16 protein-coding genes are annotated in these 21793 nt (G+C 61.0%); 14 read left to right on the top strand and 2 right to left on the bottom strand.

All coding sequences use genetic code 11. The features are described from left to right. Window positions 1-12 precede the first annotated feature (12 nt). Window positions 13-900: a GntR family transcriptional regulator gene (locus tag BSY240_RS14995; RefSeq protein WP_054150312.1), complete on the top strand. Its 888-nt coding sequence runs from the start codon at window positions 13-15 to the stop codon at window positions 898-900. A gap of 3 nt (window positions 901-903) precedes the next feature. Next, entirely contained in the window at window positions 904-1992 is a 1089-nt protein-coding gene (locus tag BSY240_RS15000; protein WP_069042830.1) for a D-mannonate oxidoreductase, read from the top strand. Between the two features lie 12 nt (window positions 1993-2004). On the opposite strand, the gene BSY240_RS15005 is transcribed toward BSY240_RS15000, so the two are convergent. Then, window positions 2005-2784 (bottom strand): helix-turn-helix domain-containing protein, encoded by a 780-nt coding sequence (locus BSY240_RS15005; protein ID WP_371418496.1) that lies wholly within the window; start codon window positions 2782-2784, stop codon window positions 2005-2007. Window positions 2785-3078: 294 nt separating this feature from the next. Between BSY240_RS15005 and BSY240_RS15010 the strand changes: the two genes are divergently transcribed. The 10 genes from BSY240_RS15010 (at window position 3079) to BSY240_RS15055 (ending at window position 15419) form a co-directional block, all read left to right on the top strand. Beyond that, window positions 3079-4311 (top strand): ABC transporter substrate-binding protein, encoded by a 1233-nt coding sequence (locus tag BSY240_RS15010; protein ID WP_054150315.1) that lies wholly within the window; start codon window positions 3079-3081, stop codon window positions 4309-4311. Between the two features lie 86 nt (window positions 4312-4397). Beyond that, window positions 4398-5306, top strand: coding sequence for a carbohydrate ABC transporter permease (locus BSY240_RS15015; RefSeq protein ID WP_054150316.1), 909 nt, complete (start codon window positions 4398-4400; stop codon window positions 5304-5306). Next, window positions 5306-6157, top strand: a complete 852-nt coding sequence (locus BSY240_RS15020; RefSeq protein ID WP_069042831.1) for a carbohydrate ABC transporter permease — start codon at window positions 5306-5308, stop codon at window positions 6155-6157. The genes BSY240_RS15015 and BSY240_RS15020 overlap by 1 nt, the downstream gene beginning before the upstream one ends. Continuing rightward, window positions 6154-8259 carry an alpha-galactosidase gene (locus BSY240_RS15025; protein ID WP_069042832.1) on the top strand — a complete coding sequence of 702 codons (2106 nt, stop codon included), beginning with the start codon at window positions 6154-6156 and terminating at the stop codon, window positions 8257-8259. The genes BSY240_RS15020 and BSY240_RS15025 overlap by 4 nt, the downstream gene beginning before the upstream one ends. Then, window positions 8252-9343: an ABC transporter ATP-binding protein gene (locus BSY240_RS15030; protein WP_069042833.1), complete on the top strand. Its 1092-nt coding sequence runs from the start codon at window positions 8252-8254 to the stop codon at window positions 9341-9343. The genes BSY240_RS15025 and BSY240_RS15030 overlap by 8 nt, the downstream gene beginning before the upstream one ends. Beyond that, window positions 9343-11274, top strand: a complete 1932-nt coding sequence (locus BSY240_RS15035) for a beta-galactosidase (RefSeq protein ID WP_069042834.1) — start codon at window positions 9343-9345, stop codon at window positions 11272-11274. The genes BSY240_RS15030 and BSY240_RS15035 overlap by 1 nt, the downstream gene beginning before the upstream one ends. Before the next feature lie 120 nt (window positions 11275-11394). Continuing rightward, window positions 11395-12252, top strand: coding sequence for an SDR family oxidoreductase (locus tag BSY240_RS15040; protein WP_069042835.1), 858 nt, complete (start codon window positions 11395-11397; stop codon window positions 12250-12252). A 42-nt stretch (window positions 12253-12294) separates the two neighbouring features. Then, window positions 12295-13101, top strand: coding sequence for an alkaline phosphatase family protein (locus tag BSY240_RS15045; RefSeq protein ID WP_069042836.1), 807 nt, complete (start codon window positions 12295-12297; stop codon window positions 13099-13101). A 69-nt stretch (window positions 13102-13170) separates the two neighbouring features. Then, window positions 13171-13887, top strand: coding sequence for an SDR family oxidoreductase (locus tag BSY240_RS15050; protein ID WP_083229633.1), 717 nt, complete (start codon window positions 13171-13173; stop codon window positions 13885-13887). Continuing rightward, entirely contained in the window at window positions 13881-15419 is a 1539-nt protein-coding gene (locus BSY240_RS15055; protein WP_083229634.1) for a cryptochrome/photolyase family protein, read from the top strand. Before BSY240_RS15050 ends, BSY240_RS15055 begins: the two co-directional genes overlap by 7 nt. A gap of 15 nt (window positions 15420-15434) precedes the next feature. On the opposite strand, the gene BSY240_RS15060 is transcribed toward BSY240_RS15055, so the two are convergent. Then, window positions 15435-17180: a glucan ABC transporter ATP-binding protein/ permease gene (locus BSY240_RS15060; RefSeq protein WP_054150324.1), complete on the bottom strand. Its 1746-nt coding sequence runs from the start codon at window positions 17178-17180 to the stop codon at window positions 15435-15437. Window positions 17181-17460: 280 nt separating this feature from the next. Here BSY240_RS15060 and BSY240_RS15065 point away from each other — a divergent pair, with 280 nt between their 5' ends. Both BSY240_RS15065 and pyc read left to right on the top strand, forming a co-directional pair. Then, window positions 17461-18198, top strand: coding sequence for a LuxR family transcriptional regulator (locus BSY240_RS15065; RefSeq protein ID WP_069042838.1), 738 nt, complete (start codon window positions 17461-17463; stop codon window positions 18196-18198). 117 nt (window positions 18199-18315) lie between these two features. Continuing rightward, complete coding sequence (gene pyc, locus BSY240_RS15070; RefSeq protein WP_069042839.1) at window positions 18316-21777, top strand: pyruvate carboxylase; 3462 nt, start codon at window positions 18316-18318, stop codon at window positions 21775-21777. Window positions 21778-21793: the final 16 nt, after the last annotated feature.

Below are 21793 nucleotides of genomic sequence, written 5' to 3' on the forward strand. Positions count from 1 at the left end.
CCAGGCAGATCCATGGCCAAGCAGAACACCGTCTTCAAGGATGCTTACAACCGCACGCTGAAGCTGATCGAGGAAACAGATACGCTTCCCTCGGAGCCGGAGCTCGGCGGTCTGTTAAGCGTCAGCCGGACCACAGTGCGGGCCGTTCTGACGCGTCTCGGTGAGGTCGGGCTGGTGGCCTGGGACAAGCGGTCGAAGACGGTGTTGCGACGGCCGGTCGAGAACGACTATTTCCCCGACGAGGAGACGAACTCGTTGTCGGAGATCATCGAGCGAAGCTTCATGCGCCGGATCCTGGCAGGGGGCGCACAGCCGGGCATGCAGATCAACGAGCTGGAACTGGCCCGCGAGATCGGCATTGGAACGACCAGCGTGCGGGAATTCCTTATCCGCTTCAGCCGGTTCGGGCTGATCGAGAAACGGCCGAACAGCCATTGGGTGCTGAAGGGCTTTACCCGTGAGTTTGCGCTCGAACTCACCGAAGTCCGCGAGATGTTCGAACTGCGCTCTGCGGCTGCTTTCGTGCATCTGGCGGCGGATCATCCGGCCTGGGCGGAGTTGAAGACCGTCGAGGCACAGCACCATGCATTGTTGGCCGAGATCGACACCCGCTATACGGAGTTTTCGGAGCTCGACGAGCGGTTCCACCTGCTCGTCCAGAAGGCCTCGAGCAACCGCTTCATCATCGATTTTTACGACATCATCGCGATCGTCTTCCACTACCACTACCAGTGGAACAAGACGAATGCGCGGGCGCGCAACCAGCGAGCGCTGGAAGAGCATCTCGACTACATCAGCGCGCTCTTTTCCCGCGATCCGGCGGCGATCCAGAAGGCCTGCCGGCAGCACCTGAAATCGGCGCGCGAAACATTGCTGCAATCCATCCAGGAGCCTGCCTGAGCCATGACGACGCCCATCCTGCAATTCGGCACGAGCCGATTTCTCCAGGCGCATGCCGATCTCTTCGTCAGCGAAGCCATGGAGGCGGATAAGGCGCTGGGACCGATCACCGTGGTGCAGACGTCGGGTGATCCCACCCGAGCCGGACGGATCGGGGCGCTGTCTGCCCCGGATGGCTTTCCGGTGATCATCCGGGGGCTGGAGGAGGGGCAGCCTGTCGAGCGAGAGCTCAGGGTACGATCCGTGACGCGGTCGCTCTCGACGTCCAGTGACTGGGCCGAGGTGAGGCGTGTGTTCATGGAGGAGGCGAGGGTCGTGCTGAGCAATACCGGAGACAAGGGGTACGCCCTCGTCGAGGGGGACAGTGTCGACGGGGTTCCGCGCTCCTTTCCGATGAAGCTACTGGCGCTCCTTCACGCGCGCTTTCGCGGCGGCGCGATGCCGTTGACGATATTGCCCTGCGAGTTGATCTCGCGAAATGGCGAGGTGCTGCGGGACCTGATCGTCGATCTTGCGAGCCGCCATGTTCCCGACGCGACCTTCGTGTCCTGGCTTTCGGAGCGGGTCATCTGGGGCAACACGCTGGTCGATCGCATCGTGTCCGAGCCGATCGAGCCGGCGGGGGCGATCGCGGAGCCGTATGCGATCTGGGCGATCGAACGCCAGGCAGGGCTGACGCTGCCCTGCGAGCATCCCTGCATCAAGCTCGTTGACGACCTGACGCCTTATGAGCGGCTGAAGCTGCATATCCTCAACCTTGGCCATACTGTGTTGGCCGATCGCTGGCTGAAGGACGGTCGCCCCGGCGGGGAATGCGTGAAAGATATTCTTGCCGATCCCGCGATCCGGTCGGAACTCGAGTTGATCTACCGAGAAGAGGTTGTCCCTGGTTTTCGCCGGCATGGTCTTGGCGACGAGGCCGAGGCCTATGTCGCGACCACGCTCGAGCGTTTTCTCAATCCCTATCTGGACCACAGATTGTGCGATATCGCTGGCAACCACGCAGAAAAGACCGTCCGCCGCATCATCGGTTTCAAGGACTGGTGCCCTGACGTCGCCATGCCGAAGCTTTCGGCGATTGCCGCTCGATAACGGCATGGCTGCTCAGGTCGGCGGCGCCCCTTTCGAGCGCATGCGACGACGGAAGGCGGTCGGCTTTTCGACAAAACGCTGGCTGAAGGCCTCGTAGAAGCGAGAGACCGATCCGAAGCCGCTTTCGAAGGCGACGTCGGTGATCGAGAGGTCGGTCGAGATCAGCAGGGACTGTGCGGTGTCGAGGCGGTGGCGCACGATCGCCTGGTTGATCGTGTGGCCCACGGCGCGCTTGAAGATCGACATTGCGTAGTTCGGGTGAAGGCCCACCGCATTGCCCACGTCATCTGCGGAGATGTTTTCGAGCGCATGTTCGGCGATGAAGCGCAGCATGCGCTCGATGTGTTCGACGCGCTCGCTGTCATTGGCGCTGAAGCTGGCAATCGCCGAGCCTTCTTCGCGCAGATCCCGCCAGCCGTCGCGCTCGATCCTGAGAACGCGTGCCGTCAATTCGTTTCGCACGATTTCGGTCAGGTTCTCGTCGCCGGCCAGAAGTTCCTCGCGCCAGCGCTGAAAGATATCACGGTCCCAGGAACGGATCTCGAGCGCTTCAATCATCGCGCCGCGAAACACGGCATCGCGGAAACGGCTCAGATTGGCGAGGCCGAGGAAGACGGACATCGGCACGTAAAGGCAGACGAAGCGTGTGCCTTCCTGTCTGTCGATCACTTGATGCGGGATCATGCCCCAGAAGAGGCAAAGGCGACCCTCGTCCACCGTCAATTCACGGCCATCGAACCAGTAGGTCATGTGGCCCGATAGAACGAAGTTGAGCTCGATCTGGCTGTGCATGTGCGGGCCTGCCATCCGCTGGACCGTCAGATTTTCGCCAGCACAAAACCGGTGATCGCCGAAGATGACGAGCGGGTGTCGCGGGTCATGATCCGGATGGACCGGGACGGACTCGTCCTCCAGAAGCGGCTTCACATGTTCCAAATCTTAGGATCCCGGAAAAGTTCGGTGAAAACTCGGTAGATTATTACGGGTTTGAATCGGATGATCAAGCAGAGCTGAGAAATCCGCTCCGGTGGGATCCGGGGCTAGAGCTCCGGAAATGCCAAGCATAACGGTCATAGGGAGGAAAACATGACCTTTTTCAAAAGCCTGAGCGCGATCGCTCTGGGTGCAGTCCTGCTGTCGTCCACCGCGTTTGCCGGTGAAATCACCCTCAACTCGAACCATTCCGACCCGGCGCCGAAAAAGGCGATCGAGGATCTGATCGCGGATTTCCAGGCGGCCAATCCGGACATCACGGTCAAGTGGAACAATTTCGACCACGAGGGCTACAAGTCCGCGATCCGCAACTTCCTGACCGCCGACGCGCCTGACGTCGTTTCCTGGTTCGCCGGCAACCGCATGGAGCCCTTCGTCAAGGCGGGTCTCTTCGAAGACGTGACCGACGTATGGGAAGCCAATGGCCTCAACGACCAGCTGAAGTCCGCTGCACCTTCGATGACCATCGACGGCAAGAAGTGGGGCGTTCCCTATACCTATTACCAGTGGGGTATCTATTACCGTAAGGATATCTTCGCCGAGCAGGGTATCGAGCCGCCGAAGACCTGGGCCGAGTTCCTGGCGGCCAGCGAAAAGCTGAAGTCGGCCGGCATCACCCCGATCACCATCGGCACCAAGGCACTCTGGCCGACGGGCGGCTGGTTCGACTATCTGAACCTGCGCGTCAATGGCTACGAATTCCACATGGAGCTGACCTCGGGCAAGGTTCCCTACACCGACCCGCGTGTGAAGGCCGTGTTCGAAAAGTGGGGCGAACTGGTCAAGGCCGGCTACTTCAATGAAAACCATGCCGCGATCGACTGGCAGGATGCAATCCCGCAGATGGTCCAGGGCAAGGCTGCGATGTATCTGATGGGCAACTTCGCCGTTGCCACGATGAAGGACGGCGGACTGAAGGAAGAGCAGATCGGCTTCATGCAGTTCCCGGAAATCACTGCCGGCATTCCGATGGCAGAGGAAGCGCCGACCGACACCTTCCACATCCCGTCGGGTGCGAAGAACAAGGAAGATGCGAAGAAGTTCCTCGCCTTCGTTGCTTCGCCGGCTGCGCAGTCGAAGATGAATGCCACGCTCGGCCAGCTGCCGGTGAACAACCAGTCGGAAAAGCCGGCTGATCCGTTCCTGCAGGCCGGTTTCGAGATGCTGTCCAACGCCTATGCGCTGGCGCAGTTCTACGATCGTGACGCCGATGCCGAAATGGCAAAGGCCGGCATGGAAGGCTTCCAGGAATTCATGGTCAAGCCTGAGCGTCTGGACGCCATACTGGAGCGCCTCGAAAAGGTTCGCGCCCGCGTCTACAAGTAAGCCATAGAGCTCCCTGCGCCGGGTGCTGTGGGTCTCCCTGGGCCCATGGCATCCGGTTGCCGTTCCCATTCCTCAGAGGTGCCGCCATGAGCAACACCGTTTCCCCGGCTTCCGGTTTCTGGAAGCGCAATCAGCAGACGCTCGCGCCGCTTCTTTTCCTCGCGCCCGGCATGCTGATGTTCGTGATCTATGTTCTGGTCCCGATCTTTCAGTCGATCTGGATCAGCTTCCACGACTGGGACGGCCTGGGCGCAATGACATGGATCGGCGTGGGCAATTACGTCGAATTGCTCGATGACGATTCCTTCTACGTCTCGCTCGAAAACAATCTCATCTGGCTGGTTCTCTATCTTCTTGCGATCCCGGCGGGTCTGGCGGTCGCGCTGTTCCTCAACCAGACGGTCACCGGCATTCGGCTCTACAAGTCGTTGTTCTTCTTCCCCTTCGTGATCAGCCAGGTGGTTGTCGGCCTGATGTTCACCTGGTTCTACGCGCCCGACTTCGGTCTGTTCTCCAAGCTCTTGGAAATGGTCACCGGCGAACAATTCGCCGTGCTCGCCGACGAGCGCTTCGTGACCTATGGTATCATCGTCGCCGGTCTCTGGCCGCAGACGGCCTACTGCATGATCCTCTACCTGACGGGTCTCAACAACATCAATCCAGAGCAGGTCGAAGCTGCCCGCATGGATGGCGCCAAGGGCCTGAAGCTCCTCTGGTATGTGATCCTGCCGCAGCTTGCGCCTGCAACCTTCATTGCCATGGTGGTGACGGTCATCGGTTCTCTGCGCTCCTTCGACCTCGTGTCGATCATGACCGCCGGCGGCCCTTACGGATCGAGCCAGGTTCTCTCCTACTTCATGTATGAGCAGGCGCTCTCCGAATATGGCTTCCGCATGGGTTACGGTGCATCGATCGCGGTCGTGCTGTTCCTCATCATGATGGTCTTCATCTCGCTCTTCATCGTCCGCATGCTCGCTCAGGAAAGGAACGCCTAATGTTCCCCACTCCGATCCAGAAGGCCTCGCCATTCGCGCAGACGGCCTACAAGATCCTGCTGCCGGTGGCGCTCGTCCTCTGGCTGTTGCCCTTGATCGGCGTTGCGATCACCTCGGTTCGTCCGGCCGGTGACTTGGCTGCCGGCAACTACTTTGGCATTCCTTCGGGCTTTGCCGGTTTCGAGAACTATTCGGCCGTCTTCAACAACTCGCCGATCGGCTACTACATCCTGAATTCGTTCAAGGTCACGATCCCGACGGTGATCGGCGCGGTGGCGCTCTCCTGCCTCACCGGCTTTGCGCTCGCGGTCTACAAGTTCAAGGGCAATCTGATCCTGTTCTTCATGTTCGTCGCCGGCAATTTCATCCCGTTCCAGATCCTTATGGTTCCGGTTCGCGACATGACTCTGCGCGCGGGTCTCTACGACACCACGATGGGCCTCGTACTCTTCCATGTCGCCTTCCAGACCGGATTCTGCACGCTGTTCATGCGCAATTTCATCAAAGGGCTGCCCTTTGCGCTGATCGAATCGGCGCGGGTCGAGGGTGTCTCCGAATGGCGGATTTTCCGCTACATTGTGCTGCCGCTGATGCGGCCGGCGATCGCTGCCTTGTCCGTTCTGATCTTCACCTTCGTCTGGAACGACTACTTCTGGGCAACCGTGCTCGTGCAGGGCCAGCATGCCATGCCGGTGACAGCAGGTCTCTATTCGCTGAACGGCCAGTGGGTTGCCGCCTGGCATCTCGTCTCTGCCGGTTCGATCGTGGCAGCGCTGCCGCCGGTCGCCATGTTCTTCCTCATGCAGCGCCACTTCATTGCCGGCCTCACACTCGGAGCGACCAAGGGATGAGTGAAATCGTCATCATCGATTCAGGCCAGCTGGCGCTGAGCCTCCGCCTGCCGGCGCTTGGCATGCCGGAGATCCTGTCCTTCGGTGCGGAGCCTGTAGACGCTGATCCGCTGTTCGAGATCGAGCGCTCCAGCCGGGTCAACGGCATGGACGTGGCCGTGCCCTCGAACGTGCTCCTGCCGACGGGTGGCATGGGCTTCTTTGGCTGGCCGGCGATTGCAGGTCACCGCGGGGGCCGCGATTTCGTGGCGCAGTTCGGCGGCTGGACGGTCATTCGCGACGGCAATCAGACGGTGCTGAAAGCTGTCGATTCGGTCGCCCGGCTCGGCATTGCCATCACGCTCACCGCGCATAACTCCGGCCTGATCTCGATGGCGCCGGAACTCAGGAATCTGGGCGATGCGGATTACCAGCTTGATCGCTGCATGGCGGCGACCTTCCTCGCGCCTGCCGGGGATTTACAGGTGATGAGCTTCACCGGCATCTGGGGGCGCGAGTTCCAGACGCGGCGGGAGCTTCTCGGTAATGGCGCCTGGATCCAGGAAAACCGTCGCGGTCGCACCTCGCATGACCGTTTCCCGATGCTGTTTATCGAAAGCGAGGCCCAGATCTTTGGCGTCACGCTCGGCTTCAGCGGCAACCACCAGATGGTGATTGACCGGACCGATGACGGACGGCGCCTCGTGCATCTCGGTGAGCTGTTCGAGCCGGGCGAAATCATCCTCGGACCGGGCGAGAGCTATGAAAGCCCGATTGCCTATGCAGGCGCCGACACGGAAGACTTCCATGCCTTCGTGCGCGAAGAACTTACCACCTGGCCAGGCGGTAAGATGAGCCCGCGCCCGGTGACGCTGAACACCTGGGAAGGCAACTACTTCGACCACCGGATGGACAGCCTGAAGGCGCAAGCGACCGCGGCAGCCGAACTTGGCATCGAGCGATTCGTGCTCGACGACGGCTGGTTCGGCAAGCGCGACAACGACACCACGAGCCTCGGCGACTGGGATATCGATGCGCGCAAATATCCCGATGGCCTGAAGCCGCTGGTGGATCACGTGACCGGGCTCGGCATGCAGTTCGGCATCTGGTTCGAGCCTGAGATGGTGAACCCGGTTTCGGAGCTCTACAAGGCGCATCCCGACTGGGCGCTGACGATCGAGGGCCGTCCGGTCCTCGAATCGCGCACCCAGCTGGTGCTGGATCTGACGCGTCCCGAAGTCTCCGACTATCTCTTCGGCAAGATCGACGCGGTGCTGTCCAACCATGCCGTCTCCTACATCAAGTGGGACATGAACCGAGATCTGACGCATGCGGCCGGTCGCGACGGCAAGGCGAAGACTGCCGCCCAGACGCGTGCCGTCTATGCGCTGATGGACCGCATCCGTGCCGCTCATCCCAATGTCGAAATCGAAAGCTGCGCTTCCGGTGGCGGACGTATCGATTACGGCGCCTTGAAGCGCACCCATCGCGTCTGGACGTCCGATTGCACGGATGCGCTGGAACGGCTGGAAATCCAGCGCGGCGCTTCGGTCTTCGTGCCGCCGGAAATTCTCGGCAGTCACATCTCGGCCTCGCCGAACCATCAGACAGGTCGTCGCCACACGCTTGCCTTCCGGGCGCTCGTGGCCATCGCCTATCATCTCGGGGTGGAGCTCAACCCGCTCGAACTCACCGATGAGGAGCGCGACGAACTCAAGGTCTATATCGAGACCTACAAGCGGCTGCGCGATCTCTTCCATGCACCGGGCGCCAGCTTCCGCATGGAGCCGCTCGACGGTCGCTATGTCTGGGGTGCGGCTTCGGCCGAGAAGATCGTGGTCATCGTCGCCCAGGGACCGCAGATGGTGGGCGAACAGCCAGCACCTCTGCGTCTGCCCGATGAGGTCACCCAGTTCGGTGGCCAGTGGCGGATCAAGACCGTGCTGCCGGCAGAACCGCAATTCATCCGTATCTCCGAGGGCCAGAAAGCGCTGCTTTCCGGTGCCGTCACCTTCGCGCTTTCCAGTGCCGGACTTGCCGGCCTGCCGCTGCCGATGCTGACGCCCGAAAGCGCGCTTCTCCTCGAACTCGAACCGATCAAGGGAGGCAAGACCCATGGCTGATGTAAGCCTGCGTGGCGTCAAGAAACAGTTCGGCGCGCTCAGCGTCATCAAGGGGGTGGATCTCGACGTCAAGGACGGTGAGTTCTGCGTCTTCGTCGGCCCCTCCGGCTGCGGCAAGTCCACGCTTCTGCGCATGATCGCCGGCCTTGAAGACATTACCGCCGGTGCTCTGTCGATCGCTGGCCAGGACATGACAAGCATCGGCCCGTCCGAGCGCGGCGTTGCCATGGTTTTCCAGTCCTATGCGCTTTACCCGCACATGACGGTCGAGGAAAACATTGGTTTCGGCTTGAAGATGACCGGTCATCCGAAGGCGATGATTGCGGAACGTACGGCCGTTGCCGCCAAGATGCTGCAGCTTGAGCCGCTTCTGCAGCGCAAGCCCGGACAGCTTTCCGGTGGCCAGCGCCAGCGCGTCGCCATCGGCCGCGCCATTGTCCGCAATCCGGAAGTCTTCCTGTTCGACGAACCGCTGTCGAACCTCGATGCGGCGCTGCGCGTCCAGATGCGCACGGAGCTTTCCAAGCTGCATCAGGACCTCAAGGCGACGATGATCTATGTGACGCATGACCAGGTCGAGGCCATGACCATGGCCGACAAGATCGTCGTGCTGTCGGCGGGCCAGATCGAGCAGGTCGGTTCGCCGCTCGAGCTTTACCATCGCCCGAACAATCTCTTCGTTGCCGGCTTCATCGGCTCGCCGAAGATGAATTTCCTCAAGGTTCAGGCCTCGACTGCCGACGGAGCCGCGGTGGTGCGCCTGCCGGGCGCCGACATCTCGATCCCGACGCATGGTGCGAGCGTTCCGGCCGGGGAGCTGACCTTCGGCCTGCGTCCCGAGCATATCGACGCGACCGGCAAGGGCGATGTCGTGATCGAAGCGACCGTTAAGCTCGCCGAATATCTGGGTTCGGAGACGCTGTTCTTCGTCACACTCGCCGACGGCTCGGAGCTTTCAGTGAAGGCCGACGGCCTGGCCAGCGAGAAGCCCGGCCAGACGCTGCGCCTCGGTATCAATGCCAAGGCCTGCCATCTGTTCGACAAGGACGGCAAGGCCGTCATCAATGGGGATCTGACACGATAATGCTGGGCGTTTGCTACTATCCGGAACACTGGGACGAAAGCCGGTGGCGAACCGACGCGCGCCGGATGCGCGAACTCGGCATTTCCTTCGTGCGTATCGGTGAGTTTGCCTGGTCTCGACTGGAGCCCTCGCGCGGCACTTTCACCTTCGAATGGCTCGATCGGGCGATCGACGTGCTGCACGAAGCGGGCCTCAAGGTCGTTCTCGGCACGCCGACCGCAACCCCGCCCAAGTGGCTGGTGGACGAATGCCCCGATATCATCCCCTATGACGAACAGGGCCGCCCGCGCGGTTTCGGGTCGCGTCGCCATTACACCTTCTCGTCGGAGACCTGGTGGAAGGAAAGCGCCCGGATCGTCGAGATCGTCGCCAAGCGCTACGGGACCCATCCCGGCATCGCCGGCTGGCAGACCGATAACGAATATGGCTGCCATGACACGACGCTGTCCTGGGGGCCTGAGGATCTGAGGAGTTTCAAGCGCTGGCTGCGGCTGCGCTACCAGTCGACCGATCAGCTCAACGAAGCCTGGGGTTCGGTCTTCTGGTCGATGGAGCTGACCAGTTTCGACGACGTCGCCCTGCCGAACCTGACGGTGACCGAGCCGAACCCGGCGACGCGTCTCGATTTCTGGCGCTTCCATTCGGACCAGGTCGCGGCTTACGACAAGATGCAGTGCGAGATCATCCGCAAGCATTCGCCGGATCGCTGGATCACGCATAACTTCATGGGCTTCGTCTCCGATTTCGATCACTTCAAGGTCGGCGACAATCTCGATCTCGCCTCCTGGGACAGCTATCCGATCGGCTTCGTTGAGAAGTTTCCCTTCACGGAAGAAGAGCGCAATCGCTGGGCCGAAACCTCGCATCCCGATATCGCGCCCTATCACCACGATCTCTACCGCGCCGTCGGCAAAGGGCGCTTCTGGGTGATGGAGCAGCAGCCGGGGCCGGTGAACTGGGCGCCGTGGAACCCCGTGCCGAAGCCCGGCATGGTGCGTCTGTGGACCTGGGAGGCGCTCGCGCATGGCGCTGATGTCGTCAGCTATTTCCGCTGGCGTCAGGCACCGTTTGCGCAGGAACAGATGCATGCGGGCCTGAACCTGCCCGGCCTCGACGAATGGTCGCCGGGCGGCAAGGAAGCCATGCAGGTCTCGGACGAGTTGGCTGCGCTCGGCGCGCTTCCCGAAACGAGCCAGGCACCTGTCGCGCTGGTCTTCGACTACCAGAGCTATTGGTCGACGATGATCCAGCCGCAGGGCAAGGATTTCCGCTACGAGGAACTCTGCTTCCGTTGGTACGAGGCCCTTCGCCATCTGGGTCTCAACGTCGATTTCGTCCGTCCGGGTGCCTCGCTCGAGGGCTATCCGCTGGTCGTGGTGCCCTGCATGACGGAAGTGACCGAAGCGGCACGGGCCGAGCTCGAAAAGGCTGGGGGTGTCGTGGTGATCGGCGCCCGTACGGGTTCGCGCGACCGCAATTTCCGCATTCCGGAAAACCTGCCGCCGGGTCCGCTCGGGAGCCTGACGGGCAATCGCGTCACTCAGGTTTCCTCCATGCGGCCGGGGCTCTCGGATGGCGTTTCCGGTGCGGTTTCGGGTCATGCGATCCGTTGGCGCGAATATGTGGAGACCTCGACCTCGGTGCTGGCGACCTTCGAAAACGGCGATCCGGCTCTGACCGAGAAGGGCAATGTACTCTATCTCGCCTGCTGGGCGGATGCTGGTCTCCTGGCCGAGGTGCTCCAGCTTGCAACGAAGAAGGCTGATATTCCGACAATCCGGGTTCCAGATTCGATCCGTATCCGTCGCCGCGGCGATCTCGTCTTCGCCTTCAACTACGGAATGGAAGACTGGGCGCTCCCTGAAGGCGCCGATCCGGTGCTTGGCGAGAGCGTGCTGAAACCGCAGGCTGTCGCCGCCTGGCGCGGGTGATCCCGAATGTTTCAAAGGGCCGGCGTCACGCCGGCCCTGTTCATTTGCCGGTACCGATTTCCGGAACTCATCCATGGCTCACCGGTTTGACCCTCGACATCAGCAACGAGGAGATGACCCATGGCCGATTATCCGACGCCCCCATTTTCGCAGAAGAAAGTCCCGATGCCGGGCCGCACCTCGGACATGGACCCGAGGCCTGATCACGGCGAAGAAAGCTACAAGGGGTCGGGCAAGCTCGAAGGGCTGAAGGCGATCATCACCGGCGGCGACAGCGGGATCGGCCGGGCGGTGGCAATCGCCTATGCGCGCGAAGGCGCCGATGTGCTGCTCTCCTATATCGAGGAGGACGAGGACGCGCAGGATACCGCCCGTTGGGTGGAAAAGGCGGGGCGCAAGGCCGTGCTGGTCCGAGGGGATATCCAAAACGCTGATCATTGCAGAGAGATTGTCGACACAGCGGTTCGTGAACTCGGCGGCGTCGATATTCTTGTCAACAATGCAGCCCATCAGGCCAGCTTCGATGACATCACGGAGATCCCGGACGAGGAGTGGGAACTCACCTTTCGGGTCAACATCCATGCGATGTTCTACCTGACCAAGGCGGCCGTGCCGCATATGAAAAATGGCGGTTCGATCATCAACACGGCGTCGATCAACTCGGATAGCCCCAGCCCGCACCTTCTCGCCTATGCGACCACCAAGGGCGCGATCCAGAATTTTACGGCCGGTCTTGCGCAGATGCTGGCGGAAAAGAACATCCGGGCCAATGCCGTGGCACCCGGCCCGATCTGGACGCCGCTCATCCCCTCGACCATGCCGGAAGAGAAGGTCAAGAACTTCGGCAAACAGGTGCCGATGAAGCGGCCTGGGCAACCGGCGGAATTGCAGACAGCCTATGTGATGCTGGCAGACCCGCTGTCGAGTTACGTGTCCGGCGCGACGATCGCTGTCACAGGCGGGAAGCCTATAATCTAAGTCGGCCTTGCCTTTGGCGCGCGGCGTGGCAAGTTGCGCGCCATGAACAAAGTGATCCTGATCGTTCTCGACGGGCTGCGTTACGATGCGGCCCGTACCTGTCTCGGCTACATGGAAGGTCTCGTGGCTGCGGGCCGCGCCGATGTGCGCAAGCTGACCTGCGAGCTGCCGGCCATGTCACGTCCCCTCTATGAGACGCTGATGACTGGGCGGAAGCCCGTGGACCACGGTGTGGTCAGCAATGGCGTCGTGCGCCGCTCGATAGGGGATAATCTCTTCGCGCGAGTTCGCGCACAGGGTGGAGTGACGGCTGCGGCGGCCTATCACTGGGTGTCGGAGCTCTATGTCTCCTGCCCGTTCGACCGATATCGCGATCGCATTCTTGTCGATGGCACTGGAGATATTGCACACGGCCTGTTCTACTGGGACGACGCTTATCCAGACAGCCATCTCTTCGCCGATGCCGAATGGCTGATCCGCGCCAAGGCACCGGACTTTCTCCTGCTCCATCCGATGAATGTCGACGATGCCGGCCACAAGCATGGGGGTGACAGCATCGGCTATCGCAATGCAGCGCGCCTGCAGGGGGATTTACTTGCGCGACATCTGCCGGGCTGGGTCGAGGCCGGTTACACGGTGATCGTCACCGCCGATCACGGCATGGGTGACGACGGCAATCATGCCGGGCCGACGCCACAGGAGACCGAAGTGCCGTTCTACACGGTCGGTTTCCGGCTTGGTCTCGATGTTGCGCTCAAGCAAACCGAGATTGCGGGGCTGATCTGCTGGTTGATGGAGATCGATCCTGGCGCGATGCCGTCTTTCGACGGCGCCATCGAACGCCCCTGAGACAATCTGTGCCTGATCCGGTCTGGCTGCCTGCCGTATTGGGTAGCACAGACCTGCAGGAGTTTTCAGATGACCGACTTTTCCGGAATGACGTCCCTCAATCCCGGCTACCGTGCGCTCGTGCTTGGGGCAAGTGGCGGTATCGGTGGCGCCTTTGCCGCTGCGATCAAGGCCGATCCGAATTGTGGCAGTGTGATCGAACTGTCGCGCAGCGTTGACGGGTTCGACATCACGGATGATGCGTCCGTCGCCGCTGCGGCTGCGCGACTTTCGGAAGCGGGCTTCAAGTTCGACCTGATCCTCTGCGCAACGGGTGCGCTCGTGATCAACGGCAATGGTCCAGAGAAGACGATCAAGGCGATCCAGGCCGATGTGATGGCAGCGCAGTTTGCCTTGAACGCGATCGGCCCGGCACTTGCGCTCAAACACTTCGCGCCGCTTCTCTCCAATGAAGGCAAGAGCGTTTTTGCGACGCTTTCGGCACGGGTCGGCTCGATCGGCGACAACAAGCTTGGCGGCTGGATCTCCTACCGCTCCGCAAAATCGGCGCTGAACCAGATCACCCGCACATGTGCTATCGAAATCGCTCGTCTTCGACCGAAGAGCGTTGTGGTGGCGCTGCATCCGGGTTCCGTCGATACCGGCTTTTCCGGCGGTTTCTCCAAGACGCATGACAAGATCCAGCCGGCAGACAGTGTCGCCATGATGCTCTCGGTCCTTGATGGGCTGGAGCCGGCACAGACCGGTGGCTTCTTCGCCTATGACGGCCAGCCGATCGAATGGTGATGGCCTCGCGCATCCATCTCGTTCTCGGCGATCAGCTCAGTCACTCGCTGTCAGCGCTTGCCGATGCCGATCCTGAAACCTCGCTCGTGTTGATGGCGGAAGTCATGAGCGAGGCGACTTATGTGAAGCATCACAAGAAGAAGATTGCCTTTCTGTTTTCCGCCATGCGGCACTTTGCCGAGGAGTTGAGAGAAAAGGGTCTTGCCGTCCGTTATGTCACTCTGGACGATCCTCAGAACACGCAGAGCCTGAAAGGCGAACTTGCCCGCACTCTTGCCGACACCGGCGCAGCCTCCGTCGTCGTGACGGAATGCGGGGAGTGGCGTCTGGCGGACGAGATGCGCGGATGGGAAGCGTCCCTCGGTGTGCCGGTCGAGATCCGGGAAGATGATCGCTTTCTCTGTTCGATCGAGGACTTCCGGGAATGGCGCAAAGGGCGCAAGCAGCTGCGCATGGAGTATTTCTATCGCGACATGCGCAGGCGTCACCGGGTGCTGCTGGAGGGCGAGGAGCCTGTCGGCGGCAAGTGGAATCTCGATGCCGAGAACCGCAAGCCACCGGCGGAGGGGTTGAAGGGACCAAAGCGGATCAGCCACCGAAAGGATACGATCACGAAGTCCGTACTGGACTTGGTCGAAGAGCGCTTCACCGGCCACATGGGTTCGCTCGCCAGCTTTCATTTTGCAGTGACTGCTGCCCAGGCGGAGATGGAGCTTCAGCAGTTCATCGAAGAGATCCTGCCCACTTTCGGCGACTATCAGGACGCGATGGTGAAGGGCGAGCCTTATCTCTACCACTCGCTGATCTCATCCTACGTCAATGCCGGCCTGCTTCTTCCGATTGACGTCATCCGGCGAGCGGAAGCGGCGTGGTTCGACGGGCGGGCGCCGCTCAATGCCGTCGAGGGCTTTATCCGGCAGATCCTCGGTTGGCGCGAATATGTGCGCGGTATCTACTGGACCGAGATGCCCGACTATGCCGGCCTCAATCATCTTGTTGCGTCGCGTCCCCTGCCGCAGATGTACTGGACGGCGAAGACCGACATGGCCTGCATGCGGGGTGCGGTCGGCGACACGATCGAGCATGCCTATTCACATCATATCCAGCGGCTGATGGTGACGGGCAACTTCGCGATGCTGGCCGGGATCGATCCGGTGCAAGTCTGCGACTGGTATCTTGCCGTCTATTCCGATGCCTATGAGTGGGTTGAACTGCCGAACACACTCGGCATGGCGCTTTATGGCGATGGCGGGATCATGGCGAGCAAGCCCTATGCGGCGAGCGGCAAATACATCGACCGGATGAGCAATTTCTGCGGCGGCTGTCGCTACGATCCAAAGCTGACGACGGGATCGAAGGCCTGTCCGTTCAATGCGCTTTACTGGGATTTCCTCGACCGCAACACAGAGAAGCTCGCGCGCAATCCGCGGCTTTCCAACATGTATGCGACCTGGCGGCGCATGGATCCCTTCAAGCAGGACGCCATCCGCAAGCACGCCACTGAGGTGCTGGACAGACTCGATAGCCTCTGAACGGCTTCGAAAGCCTCAGATTGCCGGGCTTGGCTCTTCCTTCAGAAGGCCACTGGTGCGCAGGAGTGAGGTGAAGCGACCACCGAGCGCGCTCAGCTGGTCGTAATTGCCCATCTCGATCACCTGGCCATGGTCGAGGAAGACGACAAGGTCGGCTTCGCGAATGGTCGAGAGGCGGTGGGCGATGATGAAGGTGGTGCGGTTCTTTCTGAGCCGGTCGATTGCCTGTTTGACGCGGGCTTCCGTTTCGACGTCAAGCGCGCTGGTGGCTTCGTCTAGCACGAGGATCGGCGCGTTCTTGAGGATCGCACGAGCGATGGCAATGCGCTGGCGTTCGCCGCCGGACAGGCGGTTGCCGCGCTCGCCGACATGGGTGTCGTAGCCGATCATGCGGCTTTCAATGAAGTCTGTAGCGGCGGCTGCTTCGGCCGCCTGGATGATTTCCTCCTCGGTCGCGTCCTCGCGACCAAGGCGGATATTCTCCTTGATCGAACGGTTCAGCAGGCCTGCATCCTGGAAAACAGTCGCGATCGAGTGGCGCAGCGACTTCCTGGTCACCTTGGCGATGTCCTGGCCGTCGATCAGGATCTGACCCGACTGGGGATCATAGACGCGCTGCAGGAGGTTTATGAGCGTGGTCTTGCCGGCGCCCGTTGGACCGACGATGGCAACCGTCTGGCCTGCGCGGGCATGGAAGGAAATATCGCGCACGCCCTGGGTGGTGGAGGCGAAATCGAAGGAAACGTTGCGGAACTCCACATCGCCGCGAACCGGCTCGAGGTCGGCCGAACCTGCGCGCTCCTCGCGTTCCTGCACGGCGTCCTCAAGCTTGTAAAAGTCTTCGAGTTTAGATCGCGCTTCGAAGATCTGGTTCACGAAGGCGATCATCTGATCGAGACGGGAGATCAAGAGGGTGGCAAAGCCTGTGAAGGCGATGATGTCGCCGACCGTCAATTCGCCTCGCTGAACCAGCAGTGTGCCGATTACGAGGATGACGAGCATAGACAGTGTCGAAGCGATGCGGTTCAGGGCGCCTGCCAGCGCCCACCAATCGAGGACCGGATACTGAGCGGAGAGCAGCTTGGTCGTGTATTCTTTCAGCGCGCGCGTCTCCGCCTCGATGCGGTTGTAGCTGTGCAGGACCGAGACGTTGCTGATCGAGTCGCTCACATGGGAAAAGACCGTGTGATAGTGGCTCTCCACCGAGGCCTGGCCTTCCTTGGTCCTGTTCATCACTGTCTTGCCGATGATGACATAAAGGACAGCCAGGATGATCAGGACCGATGTGAGCCGCACGTCCATCGAAAAGGCGGTCGGGATCAACAAGGCCAATGCAACGGCTGTCGCCAGATGGGTTCGCATGAATTCCAGCCATAGCCCGAACAGCGTCTCACCCGCGCGCAACAGCGTATGCAGGGCATTCGAGGTGCCGCGCGTGTGGTGCCAGCTGAGCGGCATGGAAATGATCTTGCCGAATGATTCGGTCAGCAGATCCGCGCGGCGGCCATGGGCCAGTCGATCGGCCTGGCGCGCGACAAGCACATAGGCGACCGTGTTGAATACGCCGAAGCAGCCCCAGGCGATCAGGATTCCCGTGGCGTCCCGCTTTTCCGAGATCGCATCAATGATGCGACCGAAAAGAATGGGCTCGAGGATCGTAATGACAGCGAGAACGACGTTCGCAGCGACGACGAGTGAAACTCTTAACTTGTAACTTGCAAGGTATTTCAGGGCCTTGAAATATACTTGTAGCAGGGACAACTGGGTTCACCTTTGCCTGATGTCGCGAAACTCGCCGAATTTTCCGCTCGCGCAGTCCGCCAGCCAGAAAGGATGCCTAATGCGACAGCCATGCCGCCGCAAGATCCCACCCATGCCAGACAGCGCTTCGTGGTCGGGCGAAGCTAGAATTCCGCACGCCGCCATAGGTTTCCAATAACCCATTTTGACGGTAAACGTTCAAATTGCTTCGCGTGGCCGAAAAAGCCGTCGCTCGTGGCTTTTTAATGGTAATTTTAGTAGCGCATTTTGGAGAGACTTTGTGAATATCAACCAATTGCTGCATTTCCTTGTCATCGTCGATGAATGCCGATCGGCAGCCGAGGTTGTTTCGGAGCTGGAGAAACTGGTTCGAGGCTATGGCTTCGAGTATTACGGGGTTGTTCGCCAGCCGAAGCCGGACGAGAACCCGATGAACCTCGTCCTGACCGGCCACTGGCCCGAGGGTTGGCCGCAGCTCTATATCGCTAAGAAATACGTTCTGATCGATCCGACGATCCGCTATCTCGGACAGGCCCATGCCGGGTTCCGTTGGCGCGACGCGCTGCACGCTTTCCGTGCCGATCCGCATCGCAAGCGGATGGAGCGCATGCTTGGAGACAGCCTGCGTTTCGGCCTGGCGGATGGCTACATCTTCCCCGTTCATGGGCGAACAGGCCTGCTCGGCAATATGACGGTCGGCGGACGTCCTGTCGATCTTTCGCCAACTGAGATCGCGCTTTTCGATGCGGTGGCGAAGAAGGCCTACTGGCGTCTGCTCGAGTTCAAGCATGCGAACGAGACAGAAGCGACGAAGCCGATCGATACGCGGATGACGCGCCGCGAAATGGAAGTGCTGAACTATCTGGCAGATGGGCTGACGTCCAACGAGATCAGCAAGATCCTGAAGATCTCCAACCATACGGTCGACTGGTACATGAACGGTATTCAGGACAAACTGAATGCGAAAAATCGCCAGCATGTCGTGGCCTTGTCGTTCCGTCTCGGCCTGGTGACCTAAGAAGGGACGGAATTTTCTCGAGGTCGACCAAGGCAAATTGAACTTCCTAAAACAACGCGCTATGACTTTTCTTCGCAGGTGCACAATGCCCTGGCATATCGTTTTGGGGAGATCGAATTGCCAATATCCAAGATCCTTGTCGCCAACCGTTCGGAAATCGCGATCCGCGTCTTTCGCGCCGCCAACGAGCTCGGTCTGAAAACGGTCGCCATCTGGGCCGAGGAAGACAAACTCGCGCTGCACCGCTTCAAGGCGGATGAAAGTTACCAGGTTGGCCGCGGTCCGCATCTGGAGAGGGATCTTGGCCCGATCGAAAGCTATCTGGCGATCGATGAGATCATCCGCGTTGCCAAGCTGTCGGGCGCCGATGCCATTCACCCGGGCTACGGCCTCCTGTCGGAAAGTCCCGAGTTCGTGGACGCCTGCAACGATGCCGGTCTGATTTTCATCGGCCCGAAAAGCGATACGATGCGCCAGCTCGGCAACAAGGTTGCCGCCCGCAATCTCGCCATCAGCGTCGGCGTGCCGGTCGTACCCGCCACCAATCCGTTGCCGGACGACGAGGCCGAGATCCATCGGCTTGCCGCGGAGATCGGTTATCCCGTCATGCTCAAGGCCTCCTGGGGCGGTGGCGGTCGTGGCATGCGCGCCATTCGCGATCCGAAGGACCTGCTGCGTGAGGTAACGGAAGGCAAGCGCGAGGCCATGGCCGCGTTCGGCAAGGACGAGGTCTATCTCGAGAAGCTCGTCGAGCGTGCGCGCCACGTCGAGAGCCAGGTGCTCGGCGACACGCATGGCAATGTCGTGCATCTCTTCGAACGTGACTGCTCGATCCAGCGCCGCAACCAGAAGGTCGTCGAGCGGGCGCCAGCGCCCTATCTCAACGAAGTGCAGCGCCAGGAGCTGGCCGACTACTCGCTGCGTATCGCCAAGGCGACCAGCTATATCGGCGCTGGCACAGTCGAATATCTAATGGATGCCAACACCGGAAAATTCTACTTCATCGAGGTCAACCCGCGCATCCAGGTCGAGCACACGGTCACAGAAGTCGTGACCGGCATCGATATCGTCAAGGCACAGATCCACATCCTCGATGGCCACGCGATCGGGACGCCGGAATCGGGCGTGCCCAAGCAGGCTGACATCCGCCTCAACGGCCACGCGCTGCAGTGCCGCATCACCACCGAGGATCCGGAACAGAACTTCATTCCCGACTATGGCCGCATCACCGCCTATCGTTCGGCTGCCGGTTTCGGCATTCGTCTCGATGGTGGTACTGCCTATTCGGGTGCGATCATCACCCGCTACTATGATCCGCTGCTGGTCAAGGTAACGGCGTCGGGCAGCACGCCGCAGGAAGCGATCAGCCGCATGGACCGCGCGCTGCGCGAGTTCCGCATCCGTGGTGTTGCCACCAACTTGACCTTCCTCGAAGCGATCATCGGCCATCCGAGCTTCCGCGACAATTCCTACACGACCCGTTTCATCGATACGACGCCGGAACTCTTCCAGCAGGTGAAGCGTCAGGACCGTGCGACGAAGCTTCTCACCTATCTCGCTGATGTGACCGTCAACGGCCATCCGGAAGTAAAGGGTCGTCCCAAGCCGCCGGCCGATGCCGCCGAGCCGGTCGTTCCCTATATCGACGCCGATATCAAGCCGGGCACAAAGCAGTTGCTCGACGAGCTCGGACCGAAGAAATTCGGCGACTGGATGCGCAACGAAAAGCGCATCCTGATGACCGACACGACCATGCGTGACGGCCACCAGTCGCTGCTGGCGACGCGTGTCCGCACACATGATATCGCGAGGATCGCGGATACCTATGCGCGGGCGCTGCCGAACCTGTTCTCGCTCGAGTGCTGGGGTGGCGCGACCTTCGACGTCTCGATGCGCTTCCTGACCGAAGATCCGTGGGAGCGTCTCGCTCTCGTGCGTGAAGGCGCGCCGAACCTGCTCCTGCAGATGCTGCTGCGCGGCGCGAACGGCGTCGGCTACAAGAACTATCCCGACAACGTGGTGAAGTATTTCGTCCGCCAGGCGGCCCAGGGTGGGATCGACCTCTTCCGCGTCTTCGACTGCCTGAACTGGGTCGACAACATGCGGGTGTCGATGGATGCCGTCATCGAGGAGAACAAGCTCTGCGAGGCGGTGATCTGCTACACCGGCGACCTCCTCAACTCGGCGCGTCCGAAGTATGACCTCAAGTACTATACCGCGCTTGCCGCGGAGCTGGAAAAGGCCGGGGCGCATATCATCGCGGTCAAGGACATGGCGGGCCTGTTGAAGCCTGCCGCCGCCAAGGTGCTGTTCAAGGCCCTGCGCGAAGAGACGGGTCTGCCGATCCATTTCCACACCCATGACACATCCGGCATTGCGGCTGCGACTGTGCTCGCCGCTGTTGAGGCCGGCGTCGATGCGGTCGATGCCGCCATGGACGCCTTCTCGGGCAATACCTCGCAGCCGTGCCTTGGCTCGATCGTCGAGGCCCTGCGCGGCTCTGAACGGGATCCGGGTCTCGATCCGCACTGGATCCGTCGTCTGTCCTTCTACTGGGAAGCCGTGCGCACGCAGTATGCGGCCTTCGAGAGCGACCTCAAGGGGCCGGCTTCGGAAGTCTATCTGCACGAAATGCCGGGTGGCCAGTTCACCAACCTCAAGGAACAGGCCCGTTCGCTCGGTCTTGAGACCCGCTGGCATGAAGTCGCCCAGGCCTATGCCGACGCCAACCAGATGTTCGGCGACATCGTCAAGGTAACGCCGTCGTCCAAGGTCGTCGGTGACATGGCGCTGATGATGGTGAGCCAGGATCTCTCTGTGGCCGAGGTCGAAAACCCGGCCAAGGACATCGCTTTCCCTGATTCGGTTGTCTCGATGCTGAAGGGCGATCTCGGTCAGCCTCCAGGCGGTTGGCCGGAAGCGCTGCAGAAGAAGGTGCTGAAGGGCGAGGAGCCCTATACGGCCGTGCCGGGCTCGCTTCTGCCGCCTGCTGATCTGGACGCCGAGCGCAAGGTGATCGAGGAAAAGCTCGGTCGCGAGGTCAGCGACTTCGAATTTGCCTCGTATCTTATGTATCCGAAGGTCTTCACCGATTACGCGCTCGCGGCCGACATGTATGGTCCGGTCTCGGTCATTCCGACGCCGCAGTATTTCTATGGCCTGCCTGCCGGCGAGGAACTGTTCCTCGACCTCGAAAAGGGCAAGACGCTTGTCATCGTCAATCAGGCGCTTGGCCATACCGACGACAAGGGTATGGTGACCGTGTTCTTCGAACTGAACGGGCAGCCACGCCGTATCAAGGTGCCGGATCGGGCCCATGGAGCTTCAGGCAGCGCCGTCCGCCGCAAGGCGGAAACCGGCAATACCGCGCAGCTCGGTGCGCCGATGCCGGGCGTCATTTCGCAGGTTTCCGTCTCTGCCGGCCAGACGGTCAAGTCTGGCGACGTCTTGCTTTCGATCGAAGCGATGAAGATGGAAACGGCGCTGCATGCCGACCGCGACGGGACGATTGCGGAAGTGCTGGTGCGGATTGGTGACCAGATCGACGCCAAGGATTTGCTGATCGTGTACTCGGCCTGACGGCCGGCACCATTGC

The sequence above is a fragment of the Agrobacterium sp. RAC06 genome (genome assembly GCF_001713475.1).
In the GTDB taxonomy this organism is placed as follows: domain Bacteria; phylum Pseudomonadota; class Alphaproteobacteria; order Rhizobiales; family Rhizobiaceae; genus Allorhizobium.

Bases quoted from the DNA above. Each gene is read 5' to 3' on its own strand.
- BSY240_RS14995 (WP_054150312.1), top strand. From the start codon at position 13: ATGGCCAAGCAGAACACCGTCTTCAAGGATGCTTACAACCGCACGCTG.
- BSY240_RS15000 (WP_069042830.1), top strand. From the start codon at position 904: ATGACGACGCCCATCCTGCAATTCGGCACGAGCCGATTTCTCCAGGCG.
- BSY240_RS15005 (WP_371418496.1), bottom strand. From the start codon at position 2,784: ATGCACAGCCAGATCGAGCTCAACTTCGTTCTATCGGGCCACATGACC.
- BSY240_RS15010 (WP_054150315.1), top strand. From the start codon at position 3,079: ATGACCTTTTTCAAAAGCCTGAGCGCGATCGCTCTGGGTGCAGTCCTG.
- BSY240_RS15015 (WP_054150316.1), top strand. From the start codon at position 4,398: ATGAGCAACACCGTTTCCCCGGCTTCCGGTTTCTGGAAGCGCAATCAG.
- BSY240_RS15020 (WP_069042831.1), top strand. From the start codon at position 5,306: ATGTTCCCCACTCCGATCCAGAAGGCCTCGCCATTCGCGCAGACGGCC.
- BSY240_RS15025 (WP_069042832.1), top strand. From the start codon at position 6,154: ATGAGTGAAATCGTCATCATCGATTCAGGCCAGCTGGCGCTGAGCCTC.
- BSY240_RS15030 (WP_069042833.1), top strand. From the start codon at position 8,252: ATGGCTGATGTAAGCCTGCGTGGCGTCAAGAAACAGTTCGGCGCGCTC.
- BSY240_RS15035 (WP_069042834.1), top strand. From the start codon at position 9,343: ATGCTGGGCGTTTGCTACTATCCGGAACACTGGGACGAAAGCCGGTGG.
- BSY240_RS15040 (WP_069042835.1), top strand. From the start codon at position 11,395: ATGGCCGATTATCCGACGCCCCCATTTTCGCAGAAGAAAGTCCCGATG.
- BSY240_RS15045 (WP_069042836.1), top strand. From the start codon at position 12,295: ATGAACAAAGTGATCCTGATCGTTCTCGACGGGCTGCGTTACGATGCG.
- BSY240_RS15050 (WP_083229633.1), top strand. From the start codon at position 13,171: ATGACCGACTTTTCCGGAATGACGTCCCTCAATCCCGGCTACCGTGCG.
- BSY240_RS15055 (WP_083229634.1), top strand. From the start codon at position 13,881: ATGGTGATGGCCTCGCGCATCCATCTCGTTCTCGGCGATCAGCTCAGT.